This is a genomic window from Corallococcus interemptor, from assembly GCF_003668875.1.
Classification (GTDB): Bacteria; Myxococcota; Myxococcia; order Myxococcales; family Myxococcaceae; genus Corallococcus; species Corallococcus interemptor.
Map to the genome: position 1 here is coordinate 1 of NZ_RAWM01000077.1, position 24,910 is coordinate 24,910.

The 24,910-nt window shown below is 69.7% G+C and carries 23 protein-coding genes; 4 read left to right on the plus strand and 19 right to left on the minus strand.

Annotation, left to right across the window (positions count from 1 at the left end; genetic code table 11):
• Positions 1-682: 682 nt before the first annotated feature.
• Together gmk and D7X96_RS24615 are read right to left on the minus strand one after the other, a co-directional pair.
• Complete coding sequence (gene gmk / locus D7X96_RS24610; RefSeq protein ID WP_120550013.1) at positions 683-1,306, minus strand: guanylate kinase; 624 nt, start codon at positions 1,304-1,306, stop codon at positions 683-685.
• Entirely contained in the window at positions 1,303-2,181 is an 879-nt protein-coding gene (locus D7X96_RS24615; protein ID WP_120550012.1) for a YicC/YloC family endoribonuclease, read from the minus strand. Before D7X96_RS24615 ends, gmk begins: the two co-directional genes overlap by 4 nt.
• An 82-nt stretch (positions 2,182-2,263) precedes the next feature.
• On the opposite strand from D7X96_RS24615, the gene D7X96_RS24620 reads away from it, so the two are divergent.
• On the plus strand, positions 2,264-3,373 hold the full coding sequence (locus tag D7X96_RS24620) for a glycosyltransferase family 9 protein (protein ID WP_120550011.1): 1,110 nt from the start codon (positions 2,264-2,266) through the stop codon (positions 3,371-3,373).
• Between the two features lie 168 nt (positions 3,374-3,541).
• Here the strand turns inward: D7X96_RS24620 and D7X96_RS24625 are convergent, their stop codons facing one another.
• From D7X96_RS24625 to D7X96_RS24665, 9 genes are read right to left on the minus strand one after another with little or no spacing between them, the layout of a single operon-like run.
• Positions 3,542-4,030: an adenylyltransferase/cytidyltransferase family protein gene (locus D7X96_RS24625; protein WP_121722479.1), complete on the minus strand. Its 489-nt coding sequence runs from the start codon at positions 4,028-4,030 to the stop codon at positions 3,542-3,544.
• On the minus strand, positions 4,027-5,040 hold the full coding sequence (locus D7X96_RS24630; RefSeq protein WP_120550009.1) for a bifunctional heptose 7-phosphate kinase/heptose 1-phosphate adenyltransferase: 1,014 nt from the start codon (positions 5,038-5,040) through the stop codon (positions 4,027-4,029). The genes D7X96_RS24625 and D7X96_RS24630 overlap by 4 nt, the downstream gene beginning before the upstream one ends.
• Positions 5,041-5,071: 31 nt before the next feature.
• The gene (gene lpxK, locus D7X96_RS24635) at positions 5,072-6,151 is read right to left on the minus strand and encodes a tetraacyldisaccharide 4'-kinase (protein WP_120550008.1); all 1,080 of its coding nucleotides are present in this window, start codon (positions 6,149-6,151) and stop codon (positions 5,072-5,074) included.
• Positions 6,148-7,179: a glycosyltransferase gene (locus D7X96_RS24640; RefSeq protein WP_121770861.1), complete on the minus strand. Its 1,032-nt coding sequence runs from the start codon at positions 7,177-7,179 to the stop codon at positions 6,148-6,150. Before D7X96_RS24640 ends, lpxK begins: the two co-directional genes overlap by 4 nt.
• Positions 7,179-8,180 (minus strand): glycosyltransferase family 4 protein, encoded by a 1,002-nt coding sequence (locus D7X96_RS24645; protein ID WP_121722477.1) that lies wholly within the window; start codon positions 8,178-8,180, stop codon positions 7,179-7,181. Before D7X96_RS24645 ends, D7X96_RS24640 begins: the two co-directional genes overlap by 1 nt.
• Positions 8,177-9,445 carry a 3-deoxy-D-manno-octulosonic acid transferase gene (locus tag D7X96_RS24650; protein WP_121770862.1) on the minus strand — a complete coding sequence of 423 codons (1,269 nt, stop codon included), beginning with the start codon at positions 9,443-9,445 and terminating at the stop codon, positions 8,177-8,179. The genes D7X96_RS24645 and D7X96_RS24650 overlap by 4 nt, the downstream gene beginning before the upstream one ends.
• A gap of 20 nt (positions 9,446-9,465) precedes the next feature.
• The gene (locus D7X96_RS24655) at positions 9,466-10,632 is read right to left on the minus strand and encodes a PHP domain-containing protein (RefSeq protein ID WP_121770863.1); all 1,167 of its coding nucleotides are present in this window, start codon (positions 10,630-10,632) and stop codon (positions 9,466-9,468) included.
• Positions 10,629-12,413 (minus strand): ABC transporter ATP-binding protein, encoded by a 1,785-nt coding sequence (locus D7X96_RS24660; RefSeq protein ID WP_121770864.1) that lies wholly within the window; start codon positions 12,411-12,413, stop codon positions 10,629-10,631. Before D7X96_RS24660 ends, D7X96_RS24655 begins: the two co-directional genes overlap by 4 nt.
• A 2-nt stretch (positions 12,414-12,415) precedes the next feature.
• Positions 12,416-14,302, minus strand: coding sequence for a DUF4388 domain-containing protein (locus D7X96_RS24665; protein ID WP_121770865.1), 1,887 nt, complete (start codon positions 14,300-14,302; stop codon positions 12,416-12,418).
• A 63-nt stretch (positions 14,303-14,365) separates the two neighbouring features.
• On the opposite strand from D7X96_RS24665, the gene lpxB reads away from it, so the two are divergent.
• From lpxB to D7X96_RS24680, 3 genes are all read left to right on the plus strand, one after another.
• Positions 14,366-15,526 (plus strand): lipid-A-disaccharide synthase, encoded by a 1,161-nt coding sequence (gene lpxB / locus D7X96_RS24670; RefSeq protein WP_121770866.1) that lies wholly within the window; start codon positions 14,366-14,368, stop codon positions 15,524-15,526.
• Between the two features lie 72 nt (positions 15,527-15,598).
• Positions 15,599-16,303, plus strand: a complete 705-nt coding sequence (locus D7X96_RS24675) for a polyprenol monophosphomannose synthase (protein WP_121770867.1) — start codon at positions 15,599-15,601, stop codon at positions 16,301-16,303.
• Between the two features lie 12 nt (positions 16,304-16,315).
• Positions 16,316-16,945: a MarC family protein gene (locus D7X96_RS24680; protein ID WP_120549999.1), complete on the plus strand. Its 630-nt coding sequence runs from the start codon at positions 16,316-16,318 to the stop codon at positions 16,943-16,945.
• Here D7X96_RS24680 and D7X96_RS24685 read toward each other — a convergent pair.
• From D7X96_RS24685 to bamA, 8 genes are all read right to left on the minus strand, one after another.
• A complete protein-coding gene (locus D7X96_RS24685) occupies positions 16,938-17,408 on the minus strand; it encodes a hypothetical protein (RefSeq protein ID WP_120549998.1) in 471 nt (156 codons plus the stop codon). The two genes, D7X96_RS24680 and D7X96_RS24685, sit on opposite strands and share 8 nt — an antisense overlap.
• 8 nt (positions 17,409-17,416) lie before the next feature.
• Positions 17,417-18,442: an OmpA family protein gene (locus D7X96_RS24690; protein WP_121770868.1), complete on the minus strand. Its 1,026-nt coding sequence runs from the start codon at positions 18,440-18,442 to the stop codon at positions 17,417-17,419.
• Between the two features lie 74 nt (positions 18,443-18,516).
• Positions 18,517-19,320: an LpxI family protein gene (locus tag D7X96_RS24695; RefSeq protein WP_120549996.1), complete on the minus strand. Its 804-nt coding sequence runs from the start codon at positions 19,318-19,320 to the stop codon at positions 18,517-18,519.
• Positions 19,321-19,353: 33 nt separating this feature from the next.
• A complete protein-coding gene (gene lpxA, locus D7X96_RS24700; RefSeq protein ID WP_120549995.1) occupies positions 19,354-20,130 on the minus strand; it encodes an acyl-ACP--UDP-N-acetylglucosamine O-acyltransferase in 777 nt (258 codons plus the stop codon).
• A gap of 34 nt (positions 20,131-20,164) precedes the next feature.
• Entirely contained in the window at positions 20,165-20,632 is a 468-nt protein-coding gene (fabZ, locus tag D7X96_RS24705) for a 3-hydroxyacyl-ACP dehydratase FabZ (RefSeq protein ID WP_120550015.1), read from the minus strand.
• Positions 20,632-21,696: a UDP-3-O-(3-hydroxymyristoyl)glucosamine N-acyltransferase gene (lpxD, locus tag D7X96_RS24710; RefSeq protein ID WP_120549994.1), complete on the minus strand. Its 1,065-nt coding sequence runs from the start codon at positions 21,694-21,696 to the stop codon at positions 20,632-20,634. The genes fabZ and lpxD overlap by 1 nt, the downstream gene beginning before the upstream one ends.
• Positions 21,697-21,714: 18 nt before the next feature.
• Positions 21,715-22,278, minus strand: a complete 564-nt coding sequence (locus D7X96_RS24715; RefSeq protein ID WP_120549993.1) for an OmpH/Skp family outer membrane protein — start codon at positions 22,276-22,278, stop codon at positions 21,715-21,717.
• Between the two features lie 119 nt (positions 22,279-22,397).
• Entirely contained in the window at positions 22,398-24,866 is a 2,469-nt protein-coding gene (bamA, locus tag D7X96_RS24720; RefSeq protein WP_199746872.1) for an outer membrane protein assembly factor BamA, read from the minus strand.
• Positions 24,867-24,910 lie beyond the last annotated feature (44 nt).

Consider the following 24,910-nt stretch of genomic DNA (forward strand, 5'->3'; position numbering starts at 1 on the left):
TGCAGCTTCTATTTCAGTTCGCAGTCAGCGTCAACTTCGCTTTTGCGTCCTGCGGGCTGTCTCGAATCTCGTCGGCGCCGTCCAGTGACTTCCGCCGCTTCGTTTCGAGGGAGGCGGCTTCTACTTCAGCGCCGTCTTCCTTGTCAACCGCTCGCTGTCAGCTTTCCTCACCGCTTTGCGTCCGTCGTGTTGTCTTCCGGACCGCCGCTTCTTCGGTGGGGCGCGGCTTCTATCTCTTCGCCGCGTTCGCTGTCAACCCGCTCGTTGACTGCCCTATTTCCTTGTCGGTGCTGCTCTCCCTCCGAAGTGCCTTCCGCGCCAGTGCGCGGGCTTCGAAGCGAGGGGCGCGGCTTCTACCACCGCCGCATCCTGTGTCAACTGCCCTACTCCTGCTTCCCGATCCGCTCCGCCTCCCATGAGGCGGCAACCCACTCCAACACCTTCAACGCCCGCTGACCGTCTGCGGCGAACATCTAAGAACCGGATCGGAGAATGTCAACTTCTCGTCACCGCCACCGCATCGCGCTGGTGTCACCGGGGTGACGCCTGCGTGTCGCCGCGAGGTGGGCGGCTTATCCATCAAGCGATCCGGCGGCGCAAGAAATTTGATGCAGGCCGCCGGCGCGATGCGACGTGGTGAAGGGGGAACCCGTAGGGCGGTTCCACCCATTCCCCGGGGATTTCAGCTCCCGAACCGGAGTTTCGAGAGGTCCACCCTCCCCCGCCGGCACTTCTCCGCGACCACCACCGAGCGCAGCTCCTGGTAGGCGCGCTCGAAGTCGTCGTTCACGATGACGTAGTCGTAGGAGGCGATCCCCCGCTCGATCTCCGAGCGGGCAGCCAGCATCCGGCGGCGGATGGTCTCATCCGAGTCCGTCTGGCGATCCCGCAGCCGCCGCTCCAGCTCATCCATGGAGGGGGGCAGGACGAAGATGAGGACCGCGTCGGGGTGCTTGCGCTTGATGGCCTGCCCACCCTGGACGTCGATGTCGAAGATGGCGGTTCCACGGCGCGTGCGGGCTTCGTCCACCACGGACTGAGGGCTGCCGTAGAAGTGGCCGTGCACCTCGGCCCACTCCACGAACTCGCCCTTCTCGATCTTCTCCTGGAAGGTGGCGACTCCCACGAAGTGGTAGTCCACACCCTCCTGCTCCTTCCCGCGGGGGCGCCGGGTGGTGACGCTGGTGGAGAAGATGCCATCCGGCATCTCCTTCAGCAGGCGGTGCGCGAGGGTGGTCTTTCCCGCTCCAGACGGAGCGGAGAGGACGAGGAGCAGGCCAGGCTGGAGTCCAGTGGATTCGTTCATTCGACGTTCTGCACCTGTTCGCGGATGCGCTCGACCTCGGCCTTCATCGAGACCACGCGCGCGGAGATCTCCGCGTGCTGGCTCTTGGAGCCGGTCGTGTTCACCTCGCGGTGCATCTCCTGCACGAGGAAATCCATGCGCCGGCCCACCGGCTCGGGGCTCGCCATGAGGAGCCGGAACTGCTCCAGGTGGGTCGCGAGCCGGGTCACCTCTTCCGCGATGTCCGTGCGCTCGGCGAACAGGGCCACTTCCTGCGCCAGGCGCTGCGGATCCACCGCGACGCCGCGCGCGAGCTCCGCGACACGGTCGGTGAGCCGCTGCTGGTAGTCACTGACCGCGCGGGGCGCGAGGCGGGCGACCTCCTGGCTCCAGCCTTCGATGAGCTTCATCCGGGCGTCCAGGTCCGCGTGGATGGATTCGCCCTCGGTGTTCCGCATCGTCTCCAGGGCCGCGAGCGCCTGCTGCAGCGCGGTCTGCGTGGCCTGGGTGGCGGACTCCACGTCAACGCCCTTCTCCTCCAGGCGGATGACGCCCGGCTGGTTGGAGACCTGCGACCAGGCGATCTCCGCCGGCTGGCCCAGGGCCTCGGCGACTTCCTTGAAGGCGCGCGCGTATTCGCGGGCCAGGGCGACATCCACCGTGGGGACGTTGCCGGAGACGGTGGCGGCCTGCCGGCGCACCAGGATCTCCACCGAGCCTCGCGCGAGGCGGTCCTTCACCTGCTTCACGAGCGCGGGCTCGAGCGCGGACAGCTCGCGCGGCAGCCGGACCTTCACTTCACAGAACTTGTGGTTGAGCGAGCGTGCTTCGACGGAGACCTCTTCGTCTCCCACTCGGGCGCGGCCCGAACCAAATCCGGTCATGCTCTTGAGCATTGGGGCGGGTGCTAGGGGCTTTCCGTCCCAAGGTCAAGCCAGCGTCTTGTGTCCGTTCCAATTCTGGTAGGGTCCGCCGCCGATGGCGTGGCACAAGTGGCTTGAAACGTGGGCGAAGCTGGCACTGACGCTCCTGGCTTCCCTCCTGTTCTGGCGCCCCGGACGTCGCCGTTCTCCCGGAGCGCCCCTCCCCCACCCGCGCAGGGTCCTGCTCGTCCGGCCCGACAACCGCGTGGGCGAGGCCCTTCTCACCACGCCCCTGATGCGGACCCTCAAGGCGCACCTCCATCCGGCTCCGGAGGTGCATGTGCTCGTGCACGCCAGGGTGGCTCGCGTCCTCCAGGGACACCCTGACGCGGATGCAATCCTGGCGTTCGACCGGCGCCTGCTCTGGCTGGGACCGCTGGCGCCTGGCATCCGGGCACTGCGCCGCGCGGGCTACGACACCGTCGTGGATTGCGCCAACTGGAGCGCGCCTTCGGTCACGAGCGCGCTCATCTCGCGAATGGCGGGGCCGAAGGCCGTCGTCATCGGACCGGGCGTCTGGCCGGTGTCGCTGCTGCAGTCGGTGTCCGTCCCTGCCCGTTCCGATACCCGGCACGAGGCCGTTCAGCGGACGCACCTGCTCACGCCCCTGACGAAGGGCGCGGTCTCCGAGGGGCTTTCCTTCCGGGAGCCGGTGCTGGGCGATGCGTTCCGTGGCTACCTGGCGATATTCGCCGGCAAGGGTTCTCGCCGTGCGGTCATCAACCCGGGGGGCCGGCTGGGTGAGCGCCGCATTCCCGCCGAGGCCTTCGCGGCCGCGGCCCGGGAGCTGATCTCGCTCGGCTATTCGCCCGTCGTGACCTGGGGACCGGGTGAGGAAGCCCTGGCTCGGAGCGTGCTCGCGGGTGCTCCGGGGGCGGAGCTGGCTCCGGCGACGAGCATCGATGAGCTGGGGGCCCTCATGCGGACCGCGGGCCTCACCATCTGCAACAACACCGGGCCCATGCACCTGTCCGTCGCCGTGGGTGCCCCCACGCTGGCGTTCTTCCTGCGCATCGACATGGAGCGCTGGGGCCACGCGGTGGCTCCGCACCGGATGGTGGATCTGACGCCCATCGTGGACGGCGCCGCCGGTGCGGGGTTGGAGCAGCGCGTGGCCGAGGAGGTCCGGTCGTTCGTCTCGGAGCGGACTTCGCTCACGGGGTGAGCCTTCGCTCCTCCTCGTGCACCATCCTCGGGACGCCGTCCTCGACGGGCCAGGCTCGCAGGCACCTGAGGCAGCGGACTTCGGGCGGAGGGCCCTCGTGCTCTTCGAGCGGGCCCTTGCAGTGGGGACAGCCGAGGATGGACCGCAGCAGCGGGTCCAGGACCATGGCTACTTCGCGCCTTCCCGGCCGAGCCTGCGCGCCAGCTCCGTGGTGCTGTGGTCCTTCGGGTCTCCCGCCACCGCGGTCCTGCCTCCGTAGGCCCGGACCTCGTCGCCTTCCGGAATGGTGTCCGGCGTGTAGTCCGTCCCCTTCACGTGCACGTCGGGCTTGAGGGCCCGGATGATGCTCCGCACGTTCGGCTCGTCGAAGACGACCACGCGGTCCGTGCAGGCCAGCGCCGCGACGAGTTCCGCTCGCTCCGCTTCCGGGATGTGCGGACGGCCGGGTCCCTTGTAGGCCCGGGTGGAGGCGTCCGAGTTCACCGCCACCACCAGCACGTCCGCCAGCGCCTTCGCCCCTTCGAGGTACCGGACGTGCCCGACGTGCAGCAGGTCGAAGACGCCGTTCGCGAGGGCCACCGTGCGGCCCTGCTCGCGCCAGCGTTCTCGTTCCTCCGCGATGGCGGCGAGGGGGCGAAGCTTGTCCAGGGTGTTCATCGGGGGCTCCGCAGTGCTTCGAGGAGTTCTTCGCGTGAGACCGTCGCCGTGCCGGGCTTCTGCACCACCAGCGAGCCCGCCACGTTCGCGAGCCTCGCGGCGTCACCGAAGGAGGCACCCGCCGCGAGCGACAGCGCGAAGCTCGCGATGACGGTGTCACCGGCTCCGGTCACGTCCACCGCGGACTTCGCTCCGTGCACCGGGATGAGGTCCACGCCGCCCTTCGCGTCGAAGAGGGCCATGCCGTGCCGGCCTCGCGTCACCAGCAGGGCCTTGCAGCCCAGCTTGCGGACTGCTTCATGGCCCGCCTCCAGGAGGTCTTCCTTCGTTCGCACCGGACGGCCCGTGAGGGCTTCGAGTTCCGGTTCGTTGGGCTTGCACACCGTGAGACCGGCGAAGGCGGCCAGCGCATAGCGGCTGTCCACGCAGACCGGGAGCCCGTCCGCGGCGAGCTTTCGCAGCGCGGCCCGGACTTCGTCGCTCACGACGCCCGCGCCGTAGTCCGAGACGACCACCGCGTCCGCGTCCTTCGCCGCCGCCTCCACCTGCCTGGCGATGGCCTTGCGCATCCGGGGCGGGAGGGGGCCTCGCTGGCCCCGGTCGACCCGGAGCATCTGCTGCCTTGTGGTGCTGATGCCTCCCGCGAGGATGCGCGTCTTCGTCTCCGTCTGGATGCTTCGGCTGCTGACCGCGTGCAGCCGGATGTCCGCCGTGTCGAAGAGCTTGCGCAGCTCGGTGCCCATGGAGTCCACGCCCAGGGCGCCCACCGCCGTCACCTGCCCCGACAGCGCGCGGATGTTGGCCGCCACGTTGGCTCCGCCGCCGAGCTTCACCTCCGACGACTCGTACCGGACGATGAGCACCGGGGCCTCGCGGCTCACCCGGTCCGTCTGGCCATAGAGGTAGTGGTCGGCGACCAGGTCTCCCACCAGCAACACCCGACGGCGCGCGAAGGCGAGTGGCAGGCGCGAGGACGATGCTGCCGGACGTGAAGACGGGGCCGCGGGCATGGGCGCGCGTTGTCCCACAGCGCTCCAGCCCTCACAAGTCGCGCGTCTGCCCCTGCAGCCCCAGCGCCCGCTTCAGATGCGCTTCGCCCTCCAGGACCTCCACTCCCAGGCGTACCACCCAGGCCTCGAAGCCAGCGGGCAGGCGCACCGCGTCCTTCTCTGTCGTCACCACTCGCGCGCCTCGCTGACGGGCACGGGCTTCGACCTGCCGCAGCTCTTCCGCCGTGAAGCGATGGTGATCCGGGAAGAGGGCCGCGTCCCGGACCTCCACCCCGAGCGTGGTGAGGGTCTTCAGGAAGCCTCCGGGCCTTGCCAGTCCGGCCAGGGCGAGGACGGGCCTTCCTTCGAGCGCGTTCGTCGCGTGCTCGGTGCCCGCGGGGGCCCTCCAGCCCGTGGGGCCGTAGCGCGTCCGGACCCTGGGGACGGTCAGGGCTTCGACCCATGGGTTGGGGGCGGCGTCTCCCGGGGCGGCTCTCAGCCAGAGCAGCGTGGCCCGGCGCAGGGCGGACGGGGGCTCTCGCAGCGGGCCTCTTGGGAGCAGCTGGCCGTTGCCCAGGCCCACGGCTTCGTCGACGACGACCAGGTCTTCGTCACGGTGCAGACGGCGGTGCTGGAAGCCGTCGTCCAGCAGGACCGTGTCCAGGCCGAAGTCGTCCCTGGCCCGGAAGGCCGCCGCCACCCGGTCCGCGCCCACGAAGAGCCGGGCCCCGGGGCACCTGCGTGCGAGCAGCAGCGGTTCGTCCCCCGCCTCCGTCACGTCGGGCAGTGGCTCCGCTCCCGTGAAGGTGAGCGGCTGCTGGGACTCGCGTCCGTAGCCTCTCGTGAGGATTCCGACCTTGCGCCCTTCGCGGATCAATTGCTCCGCGAGGTGGAGGACCGCGGGCGTCTTGCCCGTGCCTCCGACGTTGAGGTTGCCGATGGAGATGACTCGCAGTCCTTCGACGTGTTCGGCTCGCTTCAGTCCCGAGTCGTAGAGGGCGCTTCGGAGGCGGACCGCTCCGCTGTAGGTCCAGGACACCAGCGTCAGCGGCGACAGGAGGGCACGGCGGGTCCAGGGCTCCGGTGTCGGCGGATAGAAGATCCGCTCCAGCGCCGTGGGTGCTCCGGTCATCGCCGTGGCTCCGCGGCCTGCGCGTAGAGGGACAGGATGTCCCTGGCGATGTGCTCGTTCGTCGGGTGCCGGGTCTTCGCCGTGGATCCGGACCGTGCGGCGGTGATGACGGCTTCCACCGTGGACGCTTCCACGCTTGCGTCCGCCAGCTCCGGGAGCGCTCCTTCGTTCACCGCGACCACCCGGACTCCACAGGCCCGGGCCTGAGCCGCGGCCCTGGCGCTCCAGTCGTTTCCCAGACCGAGGATCCAGACCTCGTCCAGGGCCTGCAGCCACTTCGCGAAGTCCGCTCCCTGCTGGTAGCCCGCGAAGGTCACATGCTCCGTGAGGCCTCGCTCCGCCACCTGCGTCCGCGTCGCTTCGAGCAGGGCTCCGTCGCCTACCAGCACGAGGCGGGCTTCGGGGCGCTGCTGCCGGAACGTGGCGAAGGCTTCGACTCCCAGCGCGTGACGACGGCTCTGCTGAAAGGTGGAGATCATCCCCACGAGGTGCGTGTCCTCCAGGCCCAGGGTCTGGCGGAGGGTCTTGCGGTCGCTCGGCGGGGCGAACATCGGATCCACCAGCGCGGGCAGGACCTGGACGGGACGGTGACGGCCTTCGAGCTTTTGTACCAGGTGGCTCGCGGGCACCGTGTAGGCGCTGGCTTCGGGCAGCGAGGACCTCAGCGAGCGCGGCGCGTGGATGGAGCGGATCCGCACGGCTCCCTTCGGCGTTCCCCAACGGGCCACGAGATGATCATGCGTGAAGTGGGTGTGGACCACGTCCACCGTCCTGCGGCGGAGGGCTCGCAGGTCGCTCCAGATTTCCCACGGTGGGGACTTCACGGACAACGTCAGGCCTCCTTCATCCAGGAGGCCCAGTTGCTGGAAGCGGGGGACGGCGGGTTCTTCGGCGGCGATGTCCCGGCGCTTGCGGTCCACCGCCACCGTGACCTCGTGGCCCAGGGCCCGCTGTGCTTGCGCGAGCAGCGCGACGTTCTCCGCCGGGCCGCTCCAGAAGGGACTCGCGAGCAGGTGCAGGATGCGCATCAGCGCTTCACCAGCGAATGGTAGAGGTCCCGGAGCGCCCGGGCTTCGTGCTCGACGCCGCAGCGGCTGCGGGCCTCTTCTGCCGCGTTGCGGCCGACCTGACGGGCTCGCTCCGGTTCGCGGGTCAGTTCGTCCAGGAGGGCTCGCAGGCCCTTCACGTCTCCGGGTTCGAAGAAGAAGCCCGTGCGGCCGTGCTCGATGAGCGTGTCCAGGTACGGCAGCTTGGAGGCCACCACGCAGCAGCCGGAGGCCATCGCCTCCACGTGCACCAGCGAGTAGCCCTCCGCGTAGGACGGGTGCACCAGGATGCTCAGGCCCTGGTACCAGGGCTCGATGGTGGACTGCTCTCCCGCGAGCAGCACCCGGTCCTCGATGCCCTCGCGCAGCCCGTTCACCCACGTCAGGTCCGGCCCCTTCGCGAGCCCCACCAGCACCGCCTGCCACTCCGGCCGCTGCGGCAAGAGGGGCCTCAAGGCTTCGATGAAGTCGCCCTGCCCCTTCTCCTTGCGGATGCGCCCGATGACGCCGATGCCGTAGCGGCCTCCCTGCTGGAGCCGGGCCCAGGCCGCGTCACGGTCTTCCGGTGGATGGAAGCGCTGGAGGTCGATGCCGTGGGAGATGACCGTGGACGGGAGCGCGATGACGTCGGAGATCTGCTTCGTCAGCGACACCAGCGCGTCCGCGCCCCTGGCGAGCCAGCGCGTGAAGCGCGTGGGGGCCACCGACGTGTGCCTGGTGAAGACGAGTTGGACCTTGCCTCCCAGCGCCTTCAGGAGCATCCCCGCCAGCAGCTCGTTGTTGCGGTGCGCGTGCCAGACAATGGGCTCCTGGTGCGAGCGGCGGATCAGCTCTCCCCAGGTGATTCGCGGCAGGGCCTCCGTCAGGCCGGAGCCGATGACCCGTGTCTCGTCGCCGTGGGCCAGCGCTGGCACCACGGACTCCACGTGCCGCGTGACTCCTGTGTAGCGCTTGTGGAAGTGCGGATGGACGATGAGCGTCATCGAGGCGCCCTCCTTAGCGCGGCCATGGCTTCAGCGTTGCGCTCACTGGCTCCGGAGATGCGGCGCACCGTGGCTTCCGCCTGGGCGCCCAGTTGCTCCCGGCGTTCGGGATGGGCGAGCAGGTCCTCCAGCGCGGCGTGCAGGGCTTCTCCGTCCGCCACTTGAAGGCCTCCGTTGCCTTGCAGCACCGCGACGCTGTCCCGGAAGTTGTCCATGTGCGGGCCAAACAACACCGGCCTGCCCTGCCCCGCCGGCTCCAGGATGTTCTGTCCGCCCCGCTTCGTGAACGAACCTCCCACGAACACCACCGTCGCCAGGCGGTAGGCCCGCGACAGCTCGCCCATCGAGTCCATCACCACCACCGGTGCCCGCTCCGGGTTGCCCTGCGAGCGCAGGCCCACGATCAGGTTGCGCTCCTTCGCGAGGGTCATGATCCGCTCCGCCCGGTTCAGGTAGCGCGGCGCGATGACCAGGGTCAGCGTGGGCCAGCGCTCCCGCAGACGCTGATACACCTGCAACAGGATTTCTTCCTCGCCCTCGTGCGTGCTTCCCGCGAGCCACATGGGCTCCGCTGGGGACAGGCCCAGGGCGGTTCGCAGGGCTTCGTCCTCTGGGGCGGGCCCCGCGGCGAGGGCGTCGAACTTGGTGTTTCCGGTGGTGAGGACCCGGTCGGCCGGGGCTCCCAGGGCCTTGGCTCTTTCGGATTCCTCGTCCTGCCGCATCAGCAGCAGGTCCATGTCCTTCAGCGGGTTTTCGATGAGGCCGAAGAGCGTCCGATACTTCCCCACGTTCGCCGGGGAGAAGCGTCCGTTCGTCATGACGACGCTGGCTCCGGATTGCTTCGCGGCGCGGATGAGGTTGGGCCAGACCTCCGTGTACTCGAGGACCAGGAGGTCCGGACGAAGGGCCCGCACCGCTCGTCGCGTCGCGCCCCAGAGGTCGTAGGGCGCGTAGACGACTCCGTCGATCTGCTTCGACAGGCGGTCCCTCGCCATCGCGTGGCCGCTGTCCGTCATCGTCGAGAGCACGATGCGGCAGCCGGGAAAGCGCTGGCGCAAGGGGCCGAACATGGGCGCGAGGGCCAGCAGGTCTCCCGCGCTGGCTCCGTGCAACCACAGCAGCGGGCCCTCTCCCTTCGGCAGGTCTCCCGGTCCGTAGAAGCCCAGCCGCTGCTTCAGCCCGTGACGCGTCTTCCGATGCACGCAGAGCACCGGGAACAGCAGCGCGAAGAGGATGTAGGTGGCGACGACGTAGAGCAGGCGCATGGGCGACGTCCCGCGCTCTATCAGATGCCCGGCGGTCCGGGCACCACTCGCACCGGGCTGGGGACCAACCAGGGCCGCCACTCGTGGCCGAAGAAACGCCCGGGCGCGTGGGCCCAGACCTCCACCTGGACCACTCCGGGACCGGTCAGTTCGACGTGCTGTCCGTCGGGTTGGAGGCGGCCTTCACCCCAGACGCGGACCTCCAGCGTCCCGGGCGTGTGTTCCGGGAGGCGGACCGTCAGCAGCGCTCCCACGGGGGCCTCTCGCGTGTTCGGGTCGTAGCCTTCCAGGGCGAAGCCGTCGGGGGCTCCGAGTGCTCGGAAGACGCAGAGTGCACGGCCGCTCGCCAGGGCCTGCGTGACCTGGGCCGCGGCTTCGCGTGCGTTCTGGGACAGGGGACCTGGCAGCACGTCCGGTGGCAGCTCCATGTCGAGCGCGTTGAAGATGTCCTCGTACGCGGGCACGCCGTGCGCGTCACTGCCGCACAGGGCGAGGCGATTGCGCTCTCGCGCCAGTTCCAGGAAGCGTTCCGTCGGGCGTGGCTCTGGAACCGCGAGCAGCATCACTCCGTGCACCGGGCTCACCATGGAAGCTCCGAGCGCGGGCAGCAGGCGGCTCACCGGGCTTCTCAGCGCCTGCCGGAAGAAGGTGTCCGCCGAGTACAGCTCGAAGCCCGGGACCTGGTGCGCAGTGGCTTCGTCCTTCCACGGGTTCTTCGTCTGGACCGGATGCGCGAGGACCGCCGTGCCTCCGGCGGCTTCGATCGCGGCCACGGCCTGTTCCGGGGGGCCCCAGGGCTTCACGCCTTCGATGGGCCGCTGCATGCCGAACGCGGCCAGATGGCCCGCGCTGGTCGACACCTCCACGCCCGGGATGAGCAACACGCCGTCCACCCAGGTCGCGGCGGGTGGCTTGAAGTCGTTGTGGTCGGTGAGCACCACGAAGTCCAGGCCCGCGGCCTTCGCCGCCTGGGCGACCTTCGCGGGTGAACCGTTCCCGTCCGAGCGCGTGGTGTGCACGTGGTACGCGCCCCGGATCCACGGCTTCGCGTCCGGCTTGGGCTCGACCATGGGGTAGTCCGCGAAGCCCGCCGCGAAGGCGAAGAAGCCCGCGACACCGAGCAGCAGGAACAGCACGCCGAACACGGCGCGGATCGCCAGGGAGAGCGGCTTCCTGGCCTTGCTCACGCCGCTCCCCGCTCCATGGGGCCCGACGTCTGCAGGCGCCACATGGCGGCGTAGCGGCCTTCCTTCTGGAGCAGGTCCGCGTGGCTCCCGCTCTCCACGATGCGGCCCGCCTCCACCACGTGGATGACGTCCGCGCCCGTCACCGTCGACAGCCGGTGCGCGATGACCAGCGCCGTCCGGCCGGGGAGCACCTTCGCCAGCGCGGCCTGCACTTCGCGCTCATTCTCCGGATCCAGGCTGCTCGTCGCTTCGTCCAGCACCAGCACCGGGGCCTTCGACAGCACCGCTCTCGCGATGCACAGGCGCTGACGCTGGCCTCCGCTCAGGGTGACGCCTCGCTCTCCGATGCGCGTGTCGTAGCCCTGGGGCAGCGCCTGGATGAAGGTGTCCGCGTTCGCCACCCTCGCCGCGGCCTCCACTTCCTCTTTCGTCGCATCGGGCCTGGCGTGCCGCAGGTTCTCCAGCACCGTTCCGTGGAAGAGCAGCGGCTCCTGCGTCACCAGCGCGAACTGACTTCGGACGCTCGCGGCCGTGTACGCGTCCGCGTCCACTCCATCCAGGAGGATGCGCCCCTGCTGGGGCCGCTCGAAGCGCAGCAGCAGCGACGTCACCGTGCTCTTGCCGCCTCCGCTGCCTCCCACCAGCGCAGCCACCTGCCCCACCTTCAGGTCCAGTGTCAGCCCGTCCAGCGCGCGGCGCTCTCCGTAGAAGAAGCGCACGTCCTCCATGTGCAGCGACTCGCGCAGCGCGGGCGCCGGCACCGCGCTGGCGGTGTCCTCCACCGGGTGCTTCAGGTCGAGCAGCGCGAAGAGGCGCTCTCCCGCCGCTCCCGCCTGCACCGCGAACTGCGTCACCCGGCCCAGGTCCTTCACCGGCTGGTACACGAGGATGACCGCCGTGAGCAGCGACAGGAGCGCTTCCGGCTCCATCGCCCGCGTCGCCGCCGCGTACCCCAGCGCTCCCGCGAGCGCCGCCGCCGCGAGCACCTCCATCAACCCCGGCACGCCTCCTCGCGCCCAGGCCGCGCCCACCACGGCTTCCTCGTGGGCCTTGGCGTAGGACTCGAAGCGCGCCAGCTCCGCCTCCTGGCCGTTGAAGGCCTGGATGGTGCGCAGGCCTCCCAGCCCTTCGTGCAGCTGGCCCGCGAGCTGTCCCAGGTGGGCCTGGCCTTCGCGCGTTCCCTTCAGCACCTTGCGCGTGAGCTTCGACGCGGGCAGCGCCGCCAGCGGAATCACCGCCAGCATCAGCCCTCCGAGCATCGGGCTCATCGCCAGCGCCACGCCCGCGAGCACCAGCACCTGGATCGTGTCTCGCAGGTACGAGCCCACCGTGTACATGGCGGCCATCTCCACCGCCAACACGTCCGAGGAGAAGCGGCTGAGCAGGTCTCCCGTCCGCTCCTTCGACAGCTGCGACGGCGACAGCGCCGTGAGCCTCAGGAACAGGTCGCGCCGCAGGTCCTTCACCACGCGCTGCGCGAACAGGCCCATGAAGTAGAACTGGCCCAGGTACCCCACGCCCTTCACCGCGCCCACGCCCAGCACCAGCACCGGGAAGCCCCAGAGCGCCGCCTCGCGCGGCAGGTCCGCGAGCCACGGCACCTTGTGAGCGCTCGCGAAGCCCTCTTCACCTCCCGACAACAGGAAGCGCAGCGCCGGCCCCAGCAGGTACGCGTACGCGCCCGTGGCGAGCCCCAACACCGCCATGCACACGAAGGCCAGGACCAGGATTCCCGCGTGCGGCTTCGCGTAGCGCAAGAGCTTCCAGAGCGCGCGATGCATGACTACTTCACCACCTTCTGCAACGCCGCCCTCGCGAGCACCGAATACGGGTTCAGCTCCAGCACCTTCATCAGCTTCTTTCGTGCGAGCGGCGCGTCGTCCAAATCGATTTCGATGATGGCCGCGATGACCTGCGCCCGCTCCAGGTACGGGTCCAACGTCAGCGCCTGCTTGAGCACCTTGCGCGCCGCGAGCGCCCGCTGCATCAGCGGCCCGGGGGAGCCCCGGTACTTCGCCCAGGCGAGGTACGAGTAGTACTCGGGCTCGCTGCCGTTGAGTAACACCGCTTCTTCAAAGCCCTGGATGGCCGCCCTGTAGTCGCCCCGCTTCATCGCGGACTCGCCCCGGCGCAGCGCCAGCTCCGCGTCCACGTTGATGGCGGTCGCGCGGCCCACCACTTCCTGCCGGCTGAAGAAGTACTGGAGGTAGGCGCGGCGCTTCTCGTCCACGCTCAGCACGCGGTACGCCGCGGACAGCTTCTCCTGCACCTGCTCCAACAGGTCGCGCAGGTCGGAGATGTCGAACTCCGCGTAGGTGTCCGGGTGAAAGCGCATCGCCGTCTCGTGGTACGCGCGCTCCACCGCTTCTTTATCCGCCGCGAGGTCCAGCCCCAGCCCGCCGAAGTAGCTGCGCGTGATGATGCGCACCGCCTCCTCGCGCACCGCCGCCGCCGTCTCCGGTGGCAGGCTCTTGCGCTTGCGCGGCGCGATGACGTCCGGCACCGCCGCGGCGCTGAGCACGTCCGTCCCCGTCGCCACCGGCGTCGCGGAGAACGTCACGCCGCCCGTCAGCTTGAGGAACCACAGCAGCGTGTACGCCGCCCGCAGCTCCGCGCGCCCGTGCGCCAGCAGGTCCTTGAGGACGATGCGGCCATTCACCTGCATGGCCAGCTTGATGTCCTCCGTGTCCAGCGCCATCGCCTGGAGGTCCCGGCCGAAGTCCGCCGAGCGCACCGGGTACTCGTTCACGTGCGCCTTGAGCGCGCCCGCCACCACCCGCAGCGGCATGCGCCGGCGCGCGGCCTCCAGCAGCGGGGCCAGGGCGGGCTGCTCCACGGAGGCCACTTCGGAGGAGAACTCGTCACCCGCGTAGAACGCGAAGCGGCCTTCGCGCATGGCCAGCACGCGCCCGAGCCGGTCCCTCGTGAAGTCGCGCAGCAGCGCCAGCAGGTCCTCGCCCACCGCCTCCACGCCCACGTCCGCGAGCGCCGCGCCGATGCGCAGCCCGGAGGCGAGCGACTCCACCACCGGGTGCTCCTGCGCCTCCGTGAGGACCTTCCGCTCGCGCAGGTAGCGGGGAAGCGCGTCCTCCTTCGCGGAGGAGTCGAAGTTCGCGGGTCCACCGCGCAGGAAGAACACGCGGCGATAGAGGCCCTTGTGCGCCACCACCAGCACGCCGTCGCGCCGCAGCCGGTAGAGCGAATGCAGCAGCGCCGGCAGCGGGAAGGCCTTCAGGTCCCCCGCCGCCACCGCGGGCCTCGACAGCGTGGCGGCCAGGCCCGTGAGCGGGATGGCCTGGGCGGCCTTCACCAGCGCCTCCAGGCGGGGCACCAGCTCTCCCGGCTTGAGCGGATCCGGGATGTACGCGTTGACCTTCAGGTCCAGCACCGAGCTCACGCCCTTCGCGCGGCCCAGGTGCCCCTTGTCGATGGCCACGATGGGCACGCGCCCGCCCTGGCTGTGCCCGCGGATGAGGTGCACGACGTGCTGCCCCTCCACGCGCGGCAGGTCCACGCCCAGCACCACCACGTCCGGGTTGTCCGCCGAGAAGTGCTCCAACGCCATCACGGCGTCATTCACCGCCCGAACGGTGTACCCGGCCTGCGAGAGCAGGCCCGTCAGGTGCTCCAGGGTCGGGGGGTGGCTCTCGGCGAGCAGAAGCGTCTTCAAGGGGGCCGCAGTCTACAACCTCCCTCCCTCCGCGCATCAGCTACGATGAGGGTCTTGCCTCCCATGACGCAGCCATCCTCCCCCCGCATCCTCGTCGTGGCCGGCGAGGCCTCCGGCGACACCCACGCGTCGGAGCTCGTCGCCGCCCTCCAGGCCCTGCGCCCGGACCTCACCTTCTTCGGCATGGGGGGCGCCCGCCTGGCCGCTCGGGGAGTGGAGCTCATCCACGACGCCCGCGAAGTGTCCGTCATGGGCATCACCGAGGTGCTCCCCCGCATCCCCCGCATCCTGCGGATCATGAAGGACCTGGCCCAGGCCGCCGAGGAGCGCCGCCCCGACGTCGCCATCCTCGTGGACATCCCGGACTTCAACCTGCGGCTGGCCAAGAAGCTCAAGGCCCTGGGCATCCCGGTGGCCTACTACGTGTCCCCGATGATCTGGGCTTGGCGCCGGGGCCGCGTGCGCACCATCCAGCGGCTGGTGGACCGGATGCTCTGCATCCTGCCCTTCGAGGAGGAGTTCTACCGGGAGGCCGGGGTGCCCGCACGCTACGTGGGAAGTCCCGTGCTGGAGCAGATGCCCCCATCCGCCAGCGCCCATGAGTTCCGGCAGCGGCTGGGGCTGAAGCAGGACGCCCCCACGCTCGCGCTCCTACCCGGCAGCCGGATGAGTGAGATCCGCCGCATCCTCCCCACCCTCGTGGGCGCCGCGAAGCAGCTGGCCTCCGAGCGGCCGGGGCTCCAGGTGGTGGTGCCGGTGGCGCCCACCATCGAGAAGGAGGAAATCCTCTCCCGCTTCGAGGGCAGCGGCGTGACTCCGGTGCTGGTGGACGGGCGCGCCCCGGAGGTGGTGGGCGCGAGCGACGCCGCGGTGGTGGCGTCCGGCACGGCGGTGCTGGAGGCGGGGCTGATGGAGCGGCCGCTCGTCGTCGTCTACCGCGTGTCGATGGTGACGTACTGGGTGGGCCGGCTGATGCTGAAGGTGGCCTTCGTGTCGCTCATCAACCTGCTGGCGGGCCGGCGCGTGGTGCCGGAGCTGCTCCAGGGGGAGATGACGCCGGAGAACATCGCCTCGGAGGTGCGGCGCGTGTGGCTGCCGGGCGAGCCCCGCGACGTCATGGTCCAGGGCCTGGCCGAGGTGCGTGGACGCCTGGGCGAGGTGGGGGCCGCCCACCGCGCGGCCCAGACGGTGCTGGAGCTGTTGCCCCCTCGCGCTGTGTCCTGAGCCGGCAGAACCGACGGGGTTGGCGCGGGTTCTGCTGTTCCAGCGCCGGGTTTGGGGTATGTCCGCCGGGTCATGAACCGTGCGCTGGTCTGCATCCCCACCTACAACGAGCGGGACAACATCGGCCCCATCACCCAGGCGGTGCTGGCGGCGGACCCCCGTGTGGACATCCTCGTCGTCGACGACAACTCGCCCGACGGGACGGGGCAGCTGGCGGACGCGCTGGCCGCGAAGAACCCGCGCGTGCGCGTGCTCCACCGCGAGAAGAAGGAGGGCCTGGGCCGCGCGTACCTGGCCGCCTTCCGCTGGGCCCTGGCCGAGGGCTACACGTACATCCTGGAGATGGACGCGGACTTCAGCCACGACCCGCGCTACCTGCCCACCTTCCTGGACGCCGCCGAAGGTGGCGCGGACCTGGTGCTGGGCTCGCGCTACGTGGAGGGCGGCGGCACGGTGAACTGGGGCGTGGGCCGGAAGATCATCAGCCGCGGCGGTTCGCTCTACGCGCGCAGCATCCTGGGCGTGGACGTGCGCGACCTCACCGGCGGCTTCAAGTGCTTCAACCGCCGCGTGCTGGAGTCCCTCAACCTGGATGAGGTGCGCAGCACCGGGTACGCGTTCCAGATTGAGCTGACCTACCGCACCCTGCGCAAGGGCTTCACCGTGCGAGAGGTCCCCATCGTGTTCGAGGACCGGCGCGTGGGGCACTCGAAGATGAACAAGAAGATCTTCGTCGAAGCGCTGGGCATGGTCTGGAAGCTCCGCTTCACGGTGTAAGGCGCCATGTCGATGTCCGCCATGGTGTCCACCTTCCTCGTGTCGCTGTCCGCCATCTTCTTCGTGGTGGACCCGATTGGCGTCGTGCCGCTGTTCCTGGCGATGACGGCGGGGGACACCAAGCAGCAGATACGAAGCACCGCCCTGCGCGCCTGTCTGGTGGCGTGCGGGCTGATGCTCTTCTTCGCCGTCTTCGGCCGCGTCATCTTCCAGGTGTTCGCGGTGTCGCTGGGCGCCTTCCGCGTGGCCGGCGGCATCCTGCTGCTGATTACGTCCCTGGACATGCTCCGCGCGCGGCCGTCCTCCACGCGCACCAGCCCCACGGAAGAGGAAGAGGGCGTGGTGAAGGAGGACGTGGCCATCGTCCCGCTGGCCATTCCGCTGCTCGCGGGGCCGGGCGCCATCGCCACGGCCATGGTGCTGATGGCGCGCTCCGGGACGTCCTTCGTGTCCGCGCTGCCGGTGGTCGCGGCGGTGGTGCTCACCTTCACCGCGACCTACTTCATCCTCAACGCGTCCAGCCTGGTGCAGCGGGTGCTGCGTCAGTCCGGCGTGGCCATCCTGGAGCGCGTGTCCGGCCTAATCCTGGCCGCCATCGCGGTGCAGTTCATCGCGGACGGGGCGAAGGACCTGCTCAAATAGCGTCCGCGCCCGCCACCCACACCGTGCCGTCCTTGCGCACGGTGCCCTGGGGACGGCCGTCCATGGTGAGGTGCTCCGGGCTGGAGCGCTGAGCGTCGTACGCGTAGCCGCCCTGGACCTCCTGCAGGTACACCACCACTGCGTCCACGACGTTCTCCTGCACGACCTTGAACGAGTCGCTGGCGCACTGGGTGTCGCCGGTGAAGAAGCGCTCCAGCGAGGCCTCCTCCGGGTGGCGCACGTAGACGACCACGGGGGCCCTCTGCTCCTTGCCCTCCGAGACGAACTTCTGGATGGCCTGGGCGGGCGCGGGCTGACGCAGCAGCGCCTGGAGGAGCGTGCACTTCTCGTCCTCGGCCTCCACGCGCTGGGCATAGGGCACGGTGCGCACACAGCCCACCGTCCCCATGAAGCCCAGGCCCGCCACCGCGAGCGCCCAACGGATGCGAGGAAGTTCCACCATGTGACACCTCAAGGCTTGCGCCAGCGAGGGGTGAAGGGCGCGTTCGTCAGCGACGGGTCCTCCACCGCGATGATGTATTCGGCGCGGCGGTTGGCCGCCTCCGCCGTCTCGTCCGGCGTGGGCACCGCCGGGGACTGCTCACCAAAGCCCTCGTAGAACACTGGTACCTTCAGGCCGCGCTGGCGGAAGTAGGACGCGATGCTCTTCGCCCGCTTGAGCGAAAGCTCGCGGTTGTCACTCGCGCTGCCCACCGTGTCGGTGTGCCCGAGCACGTACAGGCGCAGCGACGCCCACCGGCCATACTTATTCAACGCCTCCGTGATGCTCTTGTAGCTGGCGTCCAGCTTGCCCTTCTCCGCCGGCGGGATGTCCGAGCGGCCGGAGGCGAACGTCACCTCCTCGTGCGGGATGTCCACCTGCCACGGGTAGAGGTCCACGCCGGTGTAGAAGTCCGAGGTGTCGTAGGCGCGCAGGCGGATGTGCATCACCTTGCCCTCCGCCGGCAGCCACTTCACCTCCAGGGGCGTGCCCGCGGGCGCGCCCTTGAAGTCCACGTCGCCCGCGAAGGCCGTCTTGCCGGTGTCCATCTTCACCGAGACTTCCGTCTTCCCGGCCGGACGCGACAGCGTGAAGCGCAGCTTGCGGCCGGCCACGTCCACGTCCTCCGGGCGCACCTCCATCTTCAGCGGGCCGTTGAGCTCCGTGTCGAAGGACAGGGGCATGGAGCCGGGCTCCGCATTGCCCGGGAAGCGCACGGTCAGCTCGCCCTCGTAGTGGAACTTCCCTTCCGGCTGCTCCAGGGCGACGCGGCGGGTGATGCCCGGCTTGCCGCCCCCCTTGAGCTCCACCGTCTTGCCGTCGCTGCGCTTGAGCTTCACCTCGAAGCCGTCGATGGGCTCCTCGATGTGGACGAGCAGCGTGGGCACACCCTCACCCAGCGCCGCCTTGCCCTCCAGCGACACCCGGATGGCCTCCGCGGAGGCAGAGAGCGGCAGGCCCAGCAGGGCCACGAGAGGTAGGATTCGGACGGACATGCGGCGTCGGCCTCGGCGTCGCGGGGGAGGTGGGGAGGCAACTCCAGCCCGGGGGAAGGGATTCCCGCGCGAGCCTACCGCACGCCCACCAGGGTGATGCCCCGCGCGGTGGCCCCGGAAAAGAGGGCGGGTGCGTCCAACAGCACCGTCCGCCCTACCTCCAGCGCGAGCACCCGGGCGCCCACCTCCGCCATGACCTCCAGCGTGCGGGGGCCCACGGCGGGCAAATCAAAGCGCAGGTCCTGCTCCGGCTTGCAGCGCTTCACCACCACGGCGCCCGGGCCGCCCAGCTTCGCGCCCCGGCGGATGGTCTCGTCGGTGCCCTCCACGGCCTCCAGCGCGAGCACGTGGCCGTCGCGCACCACCACCGTCTGGCCCACGTCCGCCTGGCCCAGGAGGACCGCCACTTCCCTGCCCAGGGCCACGTCCTTCTCCTGGGCGGGCTTGAGCGCGGGGCCGGCCAGGTGGCCTTCGGGGCAGAGGACCTCCCCCAGGAAGTCCGTGGGCGCGATGATGGTGATGCCCTGGGACTCGAAGTCCGCGGCCACCGCGCGCAACAGCGCGTCGTCCCGGAAGCTGCGCAGGCGGGAGATGATGCGCACCGCGCCCAGGTCCGGCCGGGCCTCCGTGAACGCGCGCACGCGGCCGATGCCGCCCGCCATGGCCGCCCGGGTGACGCCCGCCTGGCGGAACACCTTCTGGATGCGGCCCACCTGCCCCACGCGCACCCAGGCGAAGTGGCCCACCTCCTGCTCCAGCGCCGGGTCCGTCTCTCCCCGGTGCGCGGCCACGACGACCTCCAATCCGCGCGCGCGGGCAGCCCGCGCGAAGAGGAAGGGAAGCTGGCCGTTCCCGGCGATGAGCCCGATGCGCTCCACCCGCTCGACTCCGTTCTCTGGGTGCGACAGGGCCTAGCGCGTGACGCCGCGCTTGCTGGTCTCCACGAACCGCACCAGGTGGTCCACTTCCGGGTGGCTGGCGAGCTCCCCGCGCAGCTGCGCGAGCGCGTCCTGCAGGCTCAGCTTGGAGCGGAACAGGATGCGGTAGGCCTCCTTCACGCGGCCAATCTGCTCCTCGGTGAAGCCGCCGCGCTCCAGGCCCACGGTGTTGAGGCCCACCAGCGTGGCCCGGTCCCCCTGCACGGTGCAGTACGGGGGCACGTCCATGGTGACCATGGAGCCGCCGGAGATGAACGCGTAGCGCCCCAGCCGGGTGAACTGGTGCACCGCGACGAGGCCGGAAATCTTCACCGAGTCCTCCACCGTGACGTGGCCCGCGAGCGCGGCCCCGTTGGCGAGGAGGACCTCATTGCCCACGATGCAGTCGTGCGCGATGTGGCTGTTGGCGAGCAGCAGGTTCCGGTGGCCCAGGCGCGTGGCGCCGCCGCCGGCCACCGTGCCCAGGTTCACCGTGACGAACTCACGGATCTGGTTCTCATCTCCGATGATGAGCTCCGTATCCTCGCCCGCGTACTTCAAGTCCTGGGGCGCCGCGCCCACCGAACAGAACTGGAAGAGGTGGTTGCGCTCCCCGAGCGTGGTGCGGCCTTCGACGACGACGTGCGGCCCGATGCGGGTGCCCGCGCCGATGACGACCTGGGGTCCGATGACCGAGAACGGCCCCACCTCCACGGTGTCGTGGAGCCGGGCTCCCGGATGGACGACCGCGGTGGGATGAACCTGCGCCATGTCCTTCTCTCCTCAGCAGCGCGTGTGACGCGCCCTACGGCGCCGCGCTCTCGTCGCCCTTGGCGGCCTTGTTCTTGTCCACCACGGTGGCGAGGAACTCTCCTTCCGCCACCCTGGCGCCATCCACCGACGCCACACCCTTCGTCTTCCAGATGGCGCCCTTGTGGCGGATGACCTCGATGTCCAACTGGAGCCTGTCTCCCGGCACCACCGGCTTGCGGAAGCGCGCGTTGTCCACGCCCATCAGGTACGTGACGAGCCGCGTCGGGTCCATGGCTTCCGTCTTATACGCAAGGATGGCCGTGGCCTGGGCAAGCGCCTCCAGGATGAGCACGCCCGGCATCACCGGGTGCCCCGGGAAGTGGCCGTTGAAGAAGGGCTCGTTGATGGTGACGTTCTTGTACGCCGTGAGCTTCTGGCCCGGCACGATTTCCACCACCCGGTCCACCAGGAGGAACGGGTAGCGGTGCGGCAGCAGCGCCTGGATCTCGCCAATGTCCATCATCCGCCCTTCTCCTTCTCCAACAGCTCCACCCTCTTGCGAAGGGCACGCACTTCCTTGAGCAGGTCCGCCATCTGCCCGGACGCGGCGCTGGCGCGCAGCCAGTCCTTGTGCGGGATGGCGGGGCTGCCGCTGACGACCTGCCCGTCTGGAACGTCATGGGCGACGCCGGACTGCGCGCCCACCTTGGCCAGGTCACCCACCCGGATGTGGCCCACCACGCCCACCTGCCCCGCCAGCACCACGCCGGTGCCCACCTCCGCCGAACCCGACACGCCCGCCTGCGCGCAGATGAGCGACAGCGGCCCCACGCGCACGTTGTGGGCGATTTGAACCAGGTTGTCGAGCTTCGTTCCCTGGCCCACCACCGTTTCACCCACCGTCGCGCGGTCGATGCAGGTGCAGGCGCCCACCTCCACGTCGTCTTCAATCCGGACGATGCCCACCTGGGGAATCTTGAAGTGGCGGGGGCCGTCCTCCCCTTCCGCGTCGAAGGCGAAGCCGAAGCCGTCCGCGCCCACCACCGACGAGGCGTGGAGGATGACGCGCGAGCCCACGATGCAGGCCTCGCGCACCGTGGCGTGCGGGTAGAGCACGCAGTCGTCGCCGACGCGCGCGCCCTCGCCCACGTAGGCGCCGGGGTGCAGCACCGTGCGGGCGCCGACGTGGGCGCCCTTCTCCACCACCGCCCCGGCCTTCACCGTGGCCTCCGGGTGCACCGAGGCCTCCGGGTGGACGTGGGCGGCAGGGTGGATGCCCGCCGCGGGCCGCGTGGCCGGATGGAACAGGGTCAGGAGCTTCGCGTACGCCAGGTGCGGGTTGGGCACCCGCACCAGCGCCACGCCGTCGCGAGCGGGGGCATCCCGCCCCACCAGCACCGCCGAGGCGCGGGTGGCCTCGAACTGCTTGCGGTAGCGGGGGTTGCCGTAGAACGACACCTCCCCGGGCACTGCCTCCTCCAGGCCGTTCAGGCCATGGACGAGCAGTCCCGGGTCGCCGAGGAGCTCACCCCCGACGTGGGCGGCGATGTCCCCCAGCCGGTGCGCGTTGGGTGCGGAAGGCACGGGGGAGTCCAGAGGCGCCTACTTCTTGACCGGGGCGTCCTTGGCCGCCGGCGCCGCGGGCTTCTTGGTGTTGTTGTAGTTGCGGACGACCTCGTTGGAGATGTCGTACTGGGACAGCGCGAAGACGATGCCCGAGTCACGCTTGTCCAGCACGATGCCCAGCCCGTCCCGCTCCGCGATGGTCGCGATGACCTGGTCGATGCGGTTGACGATGGGCTCCATCTCCTGGCGCTCCTTGTTGGCGGCCTCGGCGCGGCTGCGCTCGTACTTCTGCGCCAGCTCCATCACCTTCTTCTGGAGCTCCGTGGCCTTCTGGGTGCGCGTGGCCTCGCTCATGGCGCTGGCCTGCTTGTCCAGGGTCTCCTTCTCCTTGCGGAGGGCGTCCTGCTCCTTGTCGATCTCCTTCTGGCGGTCCTCCAGCCACTTCTGGAGGCGGGCCTTGGCGGCCTTGCCGTCATCCACCTCCAGCAGCACGCGCTGCAGGTCGACGTAGGCCACCTTGAGGTCGGCGGCCGAAGCGGCAACCGGGAGGGCGAGCGACAGGACAGCGGCGGCGGCCGCCAGGGTGCTTCGAAGCGACATGGGTTACGGCTCCTCGAAAAGGGTGCTGCAGGCTCCGACGTCCGCCGTCCCGGCCTGTTCACTTCCGCCCGTGGAGGGAGGGAGCGCGTGGGCCGGGAAGGCCACGGGGTCAATGCCTATCAGAAGAAGTTACCGATCGTGAACTCGAACAGGATGGGGTCATCCGAAGGCCGCTTGGTCAGCGGGATTCCCCACTCGAAGCGCAGGGGTCCGATGGGCGAGAACCAGCGGAAGCCGAAGCCCGCCGAGTGGAAGAGGCCCAGGGGCAGCTTGTCCTGCCGGTCCTCGAAGAACTTCTCGTTGGAGCCGAAGGCATTGCCCGCGTCGTAGAAGAGCACGCCGCGCAGGCCGGCCTTCTCGAAGATGGGGAACTCCAGCTCGAAGTTGAAGATGAGCTGCTTGTTGCCGCCCACCCGGAACTCGGTGACGTTGGCGTCCGGGTTGTCCGCGCGGGGCACCAGCAGCGTGGGGCTGATGCTGCGCAGGTAGTAGCCGCGGATCGTGTTGATGCCGCCCACGTAGTAGAGCTCGCTGATGGGCAGCGGCTTGCTGGAGTCCAGCTGCTGCACGTAGCCCATCGTGGCGTTCGTCTTGAACACGAAGCCCAGGGGCAGCGGGAAGTACAGGCGCGAGTAGGCGGTGTAGCGGTTGAAGAGGAACGTGCCGCCCAGGAACGAGGGCGCCGTCTCCACCGAGCCGTAGTGGATGAAGCCGCGCGACGGGAAGAGGCGGTTGTCGCGCCGGTCGAAGGACACCGACAGGCGCAGCGCGCTGGTGACGCCGGACTGGAACTGGTTGGCCAGCAGCACCGCGCCAATGCCCTGCCCCGCCTGCACGTCCACGTACTCACGCGAGTAGCCGACCGTGGCCAGCACGTCGTCCACCAGCTGGCGGCCCAGGGAGATGGTGCCGCCCGTGGAGTTGCGGATGAAGCCCTCGTAGTCCGCCTGCACGCGGAAGAACTCCGCGGACAAGAGGTAGTTCGTGTCCAGGAAGTACGGGTCGTAGAACGACAGCTGGACGAGTGAGCGCAGGCCCGAAATCTGGGCGGACGCGGACACGCTCTGGCCCCAGCCGAGGAAGTTGTTCTGCGACACCTGGGCCGTGAAGATGAAGTTCTCCACGTTGGAGAAGCCGAGGCCCACCTGGAAGGTGCCGGTGGCCTTCTCCTTCACCTCCACCTGCAACACGATGGCGTTGTCGGAGCTGCCCGGGTGCTGGGTGATTTCGACGGTCTCGAAGAAGCCCAGCGCGGTGACGCGCTCGCGGCTGCGCTTCACGCCGGTGCCGTTGTAGAGCTCGCCTTCGTAGACGCGCAGCTCGCGGCGGATGACCTTGTCGCGCGTCTTCGTATTGCCGACGACGTCGATGCGCTCGATGTTGACGAGCGGGCCCTTCTGGATGTCGAAGGTGAGGTCCACCGTGCGGTCTTCCGCGTTCACGGAAGTCACGGGGTTGATGTTGGCGTAGGCGTACCCCTTGTCGAAGTACACGTCGGAGATGTTGGAGATGTCCGTGGAGAGCTGGCCGCGGTTGAAGCGCGTCTTGGGGCGCGACTTCATCAGCTTGAGCAGCTCCTCCGGCGGGCGCTCCAGGTCTCCCGCGAAGTCGATCTTCCCGATGTCGTACGCCTCACCCTCGGTGATGTGCAGGGTGATGTAGATGTCGCGCTTGTCCGCGGACAGCTGCACGGTGGGCTTGTCCACGCGCACGTTGATGAAGCCGCGGTCGTAGTAGGCGATCTGGATGACGGCGAGGTCGCGCTGGAAGGCCTCCTCGCGGTAGGTGCCCTCGCCGGTGAAGAAGGACAGGAAGCCGCCCTCCTTCGTGATCATCGTCGCCTTGAGCTCCTCCGGGGACACCTTCTCCGCGCCCTGGAGGATGATCTGCCGCACCATCACCTTCGAGTGCTCGTTGATGACGTAGACGACGTTGACCGCGGCGCCGTTCTCCACCGGGACCAGCCGGTAGTTCACCTCGGCCAGGAAGTAGCCCTTTTCGACGTACTTCTCCTGGATCTTCTTCTGAGTGGCGCGCACGGCCTCGATGTCGAGGATGCTGCCGGCCTTGAGGTCCAGCTGTTCCTTCAGGTCCTCCGCGCTGAGCTCCTCGTTGCCCTGGAGCTGCACGGCGCGGATGGTGGGGCGCTCCGACACGCGCACCACGTACGCGATGCCGTTGGCCATGCGCTGCGCGAGCAGCTGCACGTCCGTGAAGTAGCCCAGGGCCCAGAGGGCCTTGAGGTCCTCCGCGGAGCGGTTGAGCGGGTCACCGACCTTGGTGCGCAGGGCGCGGCGGATGGCCTCGGACTCCACGCGGCGGTTGCCCTCGACGCGGATCTCCACCACGCGGTCCGAGGGGGACACCCGGGTGTCGTCCTCGTCCGGGGTGGCCAGGGGCACATCCGCACCCGAGGGGGTCCCCGCGTCCGGAGGCGATACAGGCGTGGCGGCGGGAACGGACGGCGGAACGACGGCGGGCGAACCCGCGTCCACGTCCACCTGGGCGTGGGCAGGAAGCGGCCCGAGCGCCCACAGGGCGACCGCCAGCAGCGGGAGCAATGACTTGCGCAGAACGGTGAGCCTCAAGTGCAGTCCGGCCAGGAAAAGGCGGGGCAATGTACGGGATGGGG

What these genes read in the sequence shown, in the direction of transcription:
- gmk (WP_120550013.1), bottom strand. Translation starts at nt 1,306, where the DNA reads ATGAACGAATCCACTGGACTCCAGCCTGGCCTGCTCCTCGTCCTCTCC.
- D7X96_RS24615 (WP_120550012.1), bottom strand. Translation starts at nt 2,181, where the DNA reads ATGCTCAAGAGCATGACCGGATTTGGTTCGGGCCGCGCCCGAGTGGGA.
- D7X96_RS24620 (WP_120550011.1), top strand. Translation starts at nt 2,264, where the DNA reads ATGGCGTGGCACAAGTGGCTTGAAACGTGGGCGAAGCTGGCACTGACG.
- D7X96_RS24625 (WP_121722479.1), bottom strand. Translation starts at nt 4,030, where the DNA reads ATGAACACCCTGGACAAGCTTCGCCCCCTCGCCGCCATCGCGGAGGAA.
- D7X96_RS24630 (WP_120550009.1), bottom strand. Translation starts at nt 5,040, where the DNA reads ATGCCCGCGGCCCCGTCTTCACGTCCGGCAGCATCGTCCTCGCGCCTG.
- lpxK (WP_120550008.1), bottom strand. Translation starts at nt 6,151, where the DNA reads ATGACCGGAGCACCCACGGCGCTGGAGCGGATCTTCTATCCGCCGACA.
- D7X96_RS24640 (WP_121770861.1), bottom strand. Translation starts at nt 7,179, where the DNA reads ATGCGCATCCTGCACCTGCTCGCGAGTCCCTTCTGGAGCGGCCCGGCG.
- D7X96_RS24645 (WP_121722477.1), bottom strand. Translation starts at nt 8,180, where the DNA reads ATGACGCTCATCGTCCATCCGCACTTCCACAAGCGCTACACAGGAGTC.
- D7X96_RS24650 (WP_121770862.1), bottom strand. Translation starts at nt 9,445, where the DNA reads ATGCGCCTGCTCTACGTCGTCGCCACCTACATCCTCTTCGCGCTGCTG.
- D7X96_RS24660 (WP_121770864.1), bottom strand. Translation starts at nt 12,413, where the DNA reads ATGCATCGCGCGCTCTGGAAGCTCTTGCGCTACGCGAAGCCGCACGCG.
- lpxB (WP_121770866.1), top strand. Translation starts at nt 14,366, where the DNA reads ATGACGCAGCCATCCTCCCCCCGCATCCTCGTCGTGGCCGGCGAGGCC.
- D7X96_RS24675 (WP_121770867.1), top strand. Translation starts at nt 15,599, where the DNA reads ATGAACCGTGCGCTGGTCTGCATCCCCACCTACAACGAGCGGGACAAC.
- D7X96_RS24680 (WP_120549999.1), top strand. Translation starts at nt 16,316, where the DNA reads ATGTCCGCCATGGTGTCCACCTTCCTCGTGTCGCTGTCCGCCATCTTC.
- D7X96_RS24685 (WP_120549998.1), bottom strand. Translation starts at nt 17,408, where the DNA reads ATGGTGGAACTTCCTCGCATCCGTTGGGCGCTCGCGGTGGCGGGCCTG.
- D7X96_RS24690 (WP_121770868.1), bottom strand. Translation starts at nt 18,442, where the DNA reads ATGTCCGTCCGAATCCTACCTCTCGTGGCCCTGCTGGGCCTGCCGCTC.
- lpxA (WP_120549995.1), bottom strand. Translation starts at nt 20,130, where the DNA reads ATGGCGCAGGTTCATCCCACCGCGGTCGTCCATCCGGGAGCCCGGCTC.
- fabZ (WP_120550015.1), bottom strand. Translation starts at nt 20,632, where the DNA reads ATGGACATTGGCGAGATCCAGGCGCTGCTGCCGCACCGCTACCCGTTC.
- D7X96_RS24715 (WP_120549993.1), bottom strand. Translation starts at nt 22,278, where the DNA reads ATGTCGCTTCGAAGCACCCTGGCGGCCGCCGCCGCTGTCCTGTCGCTC.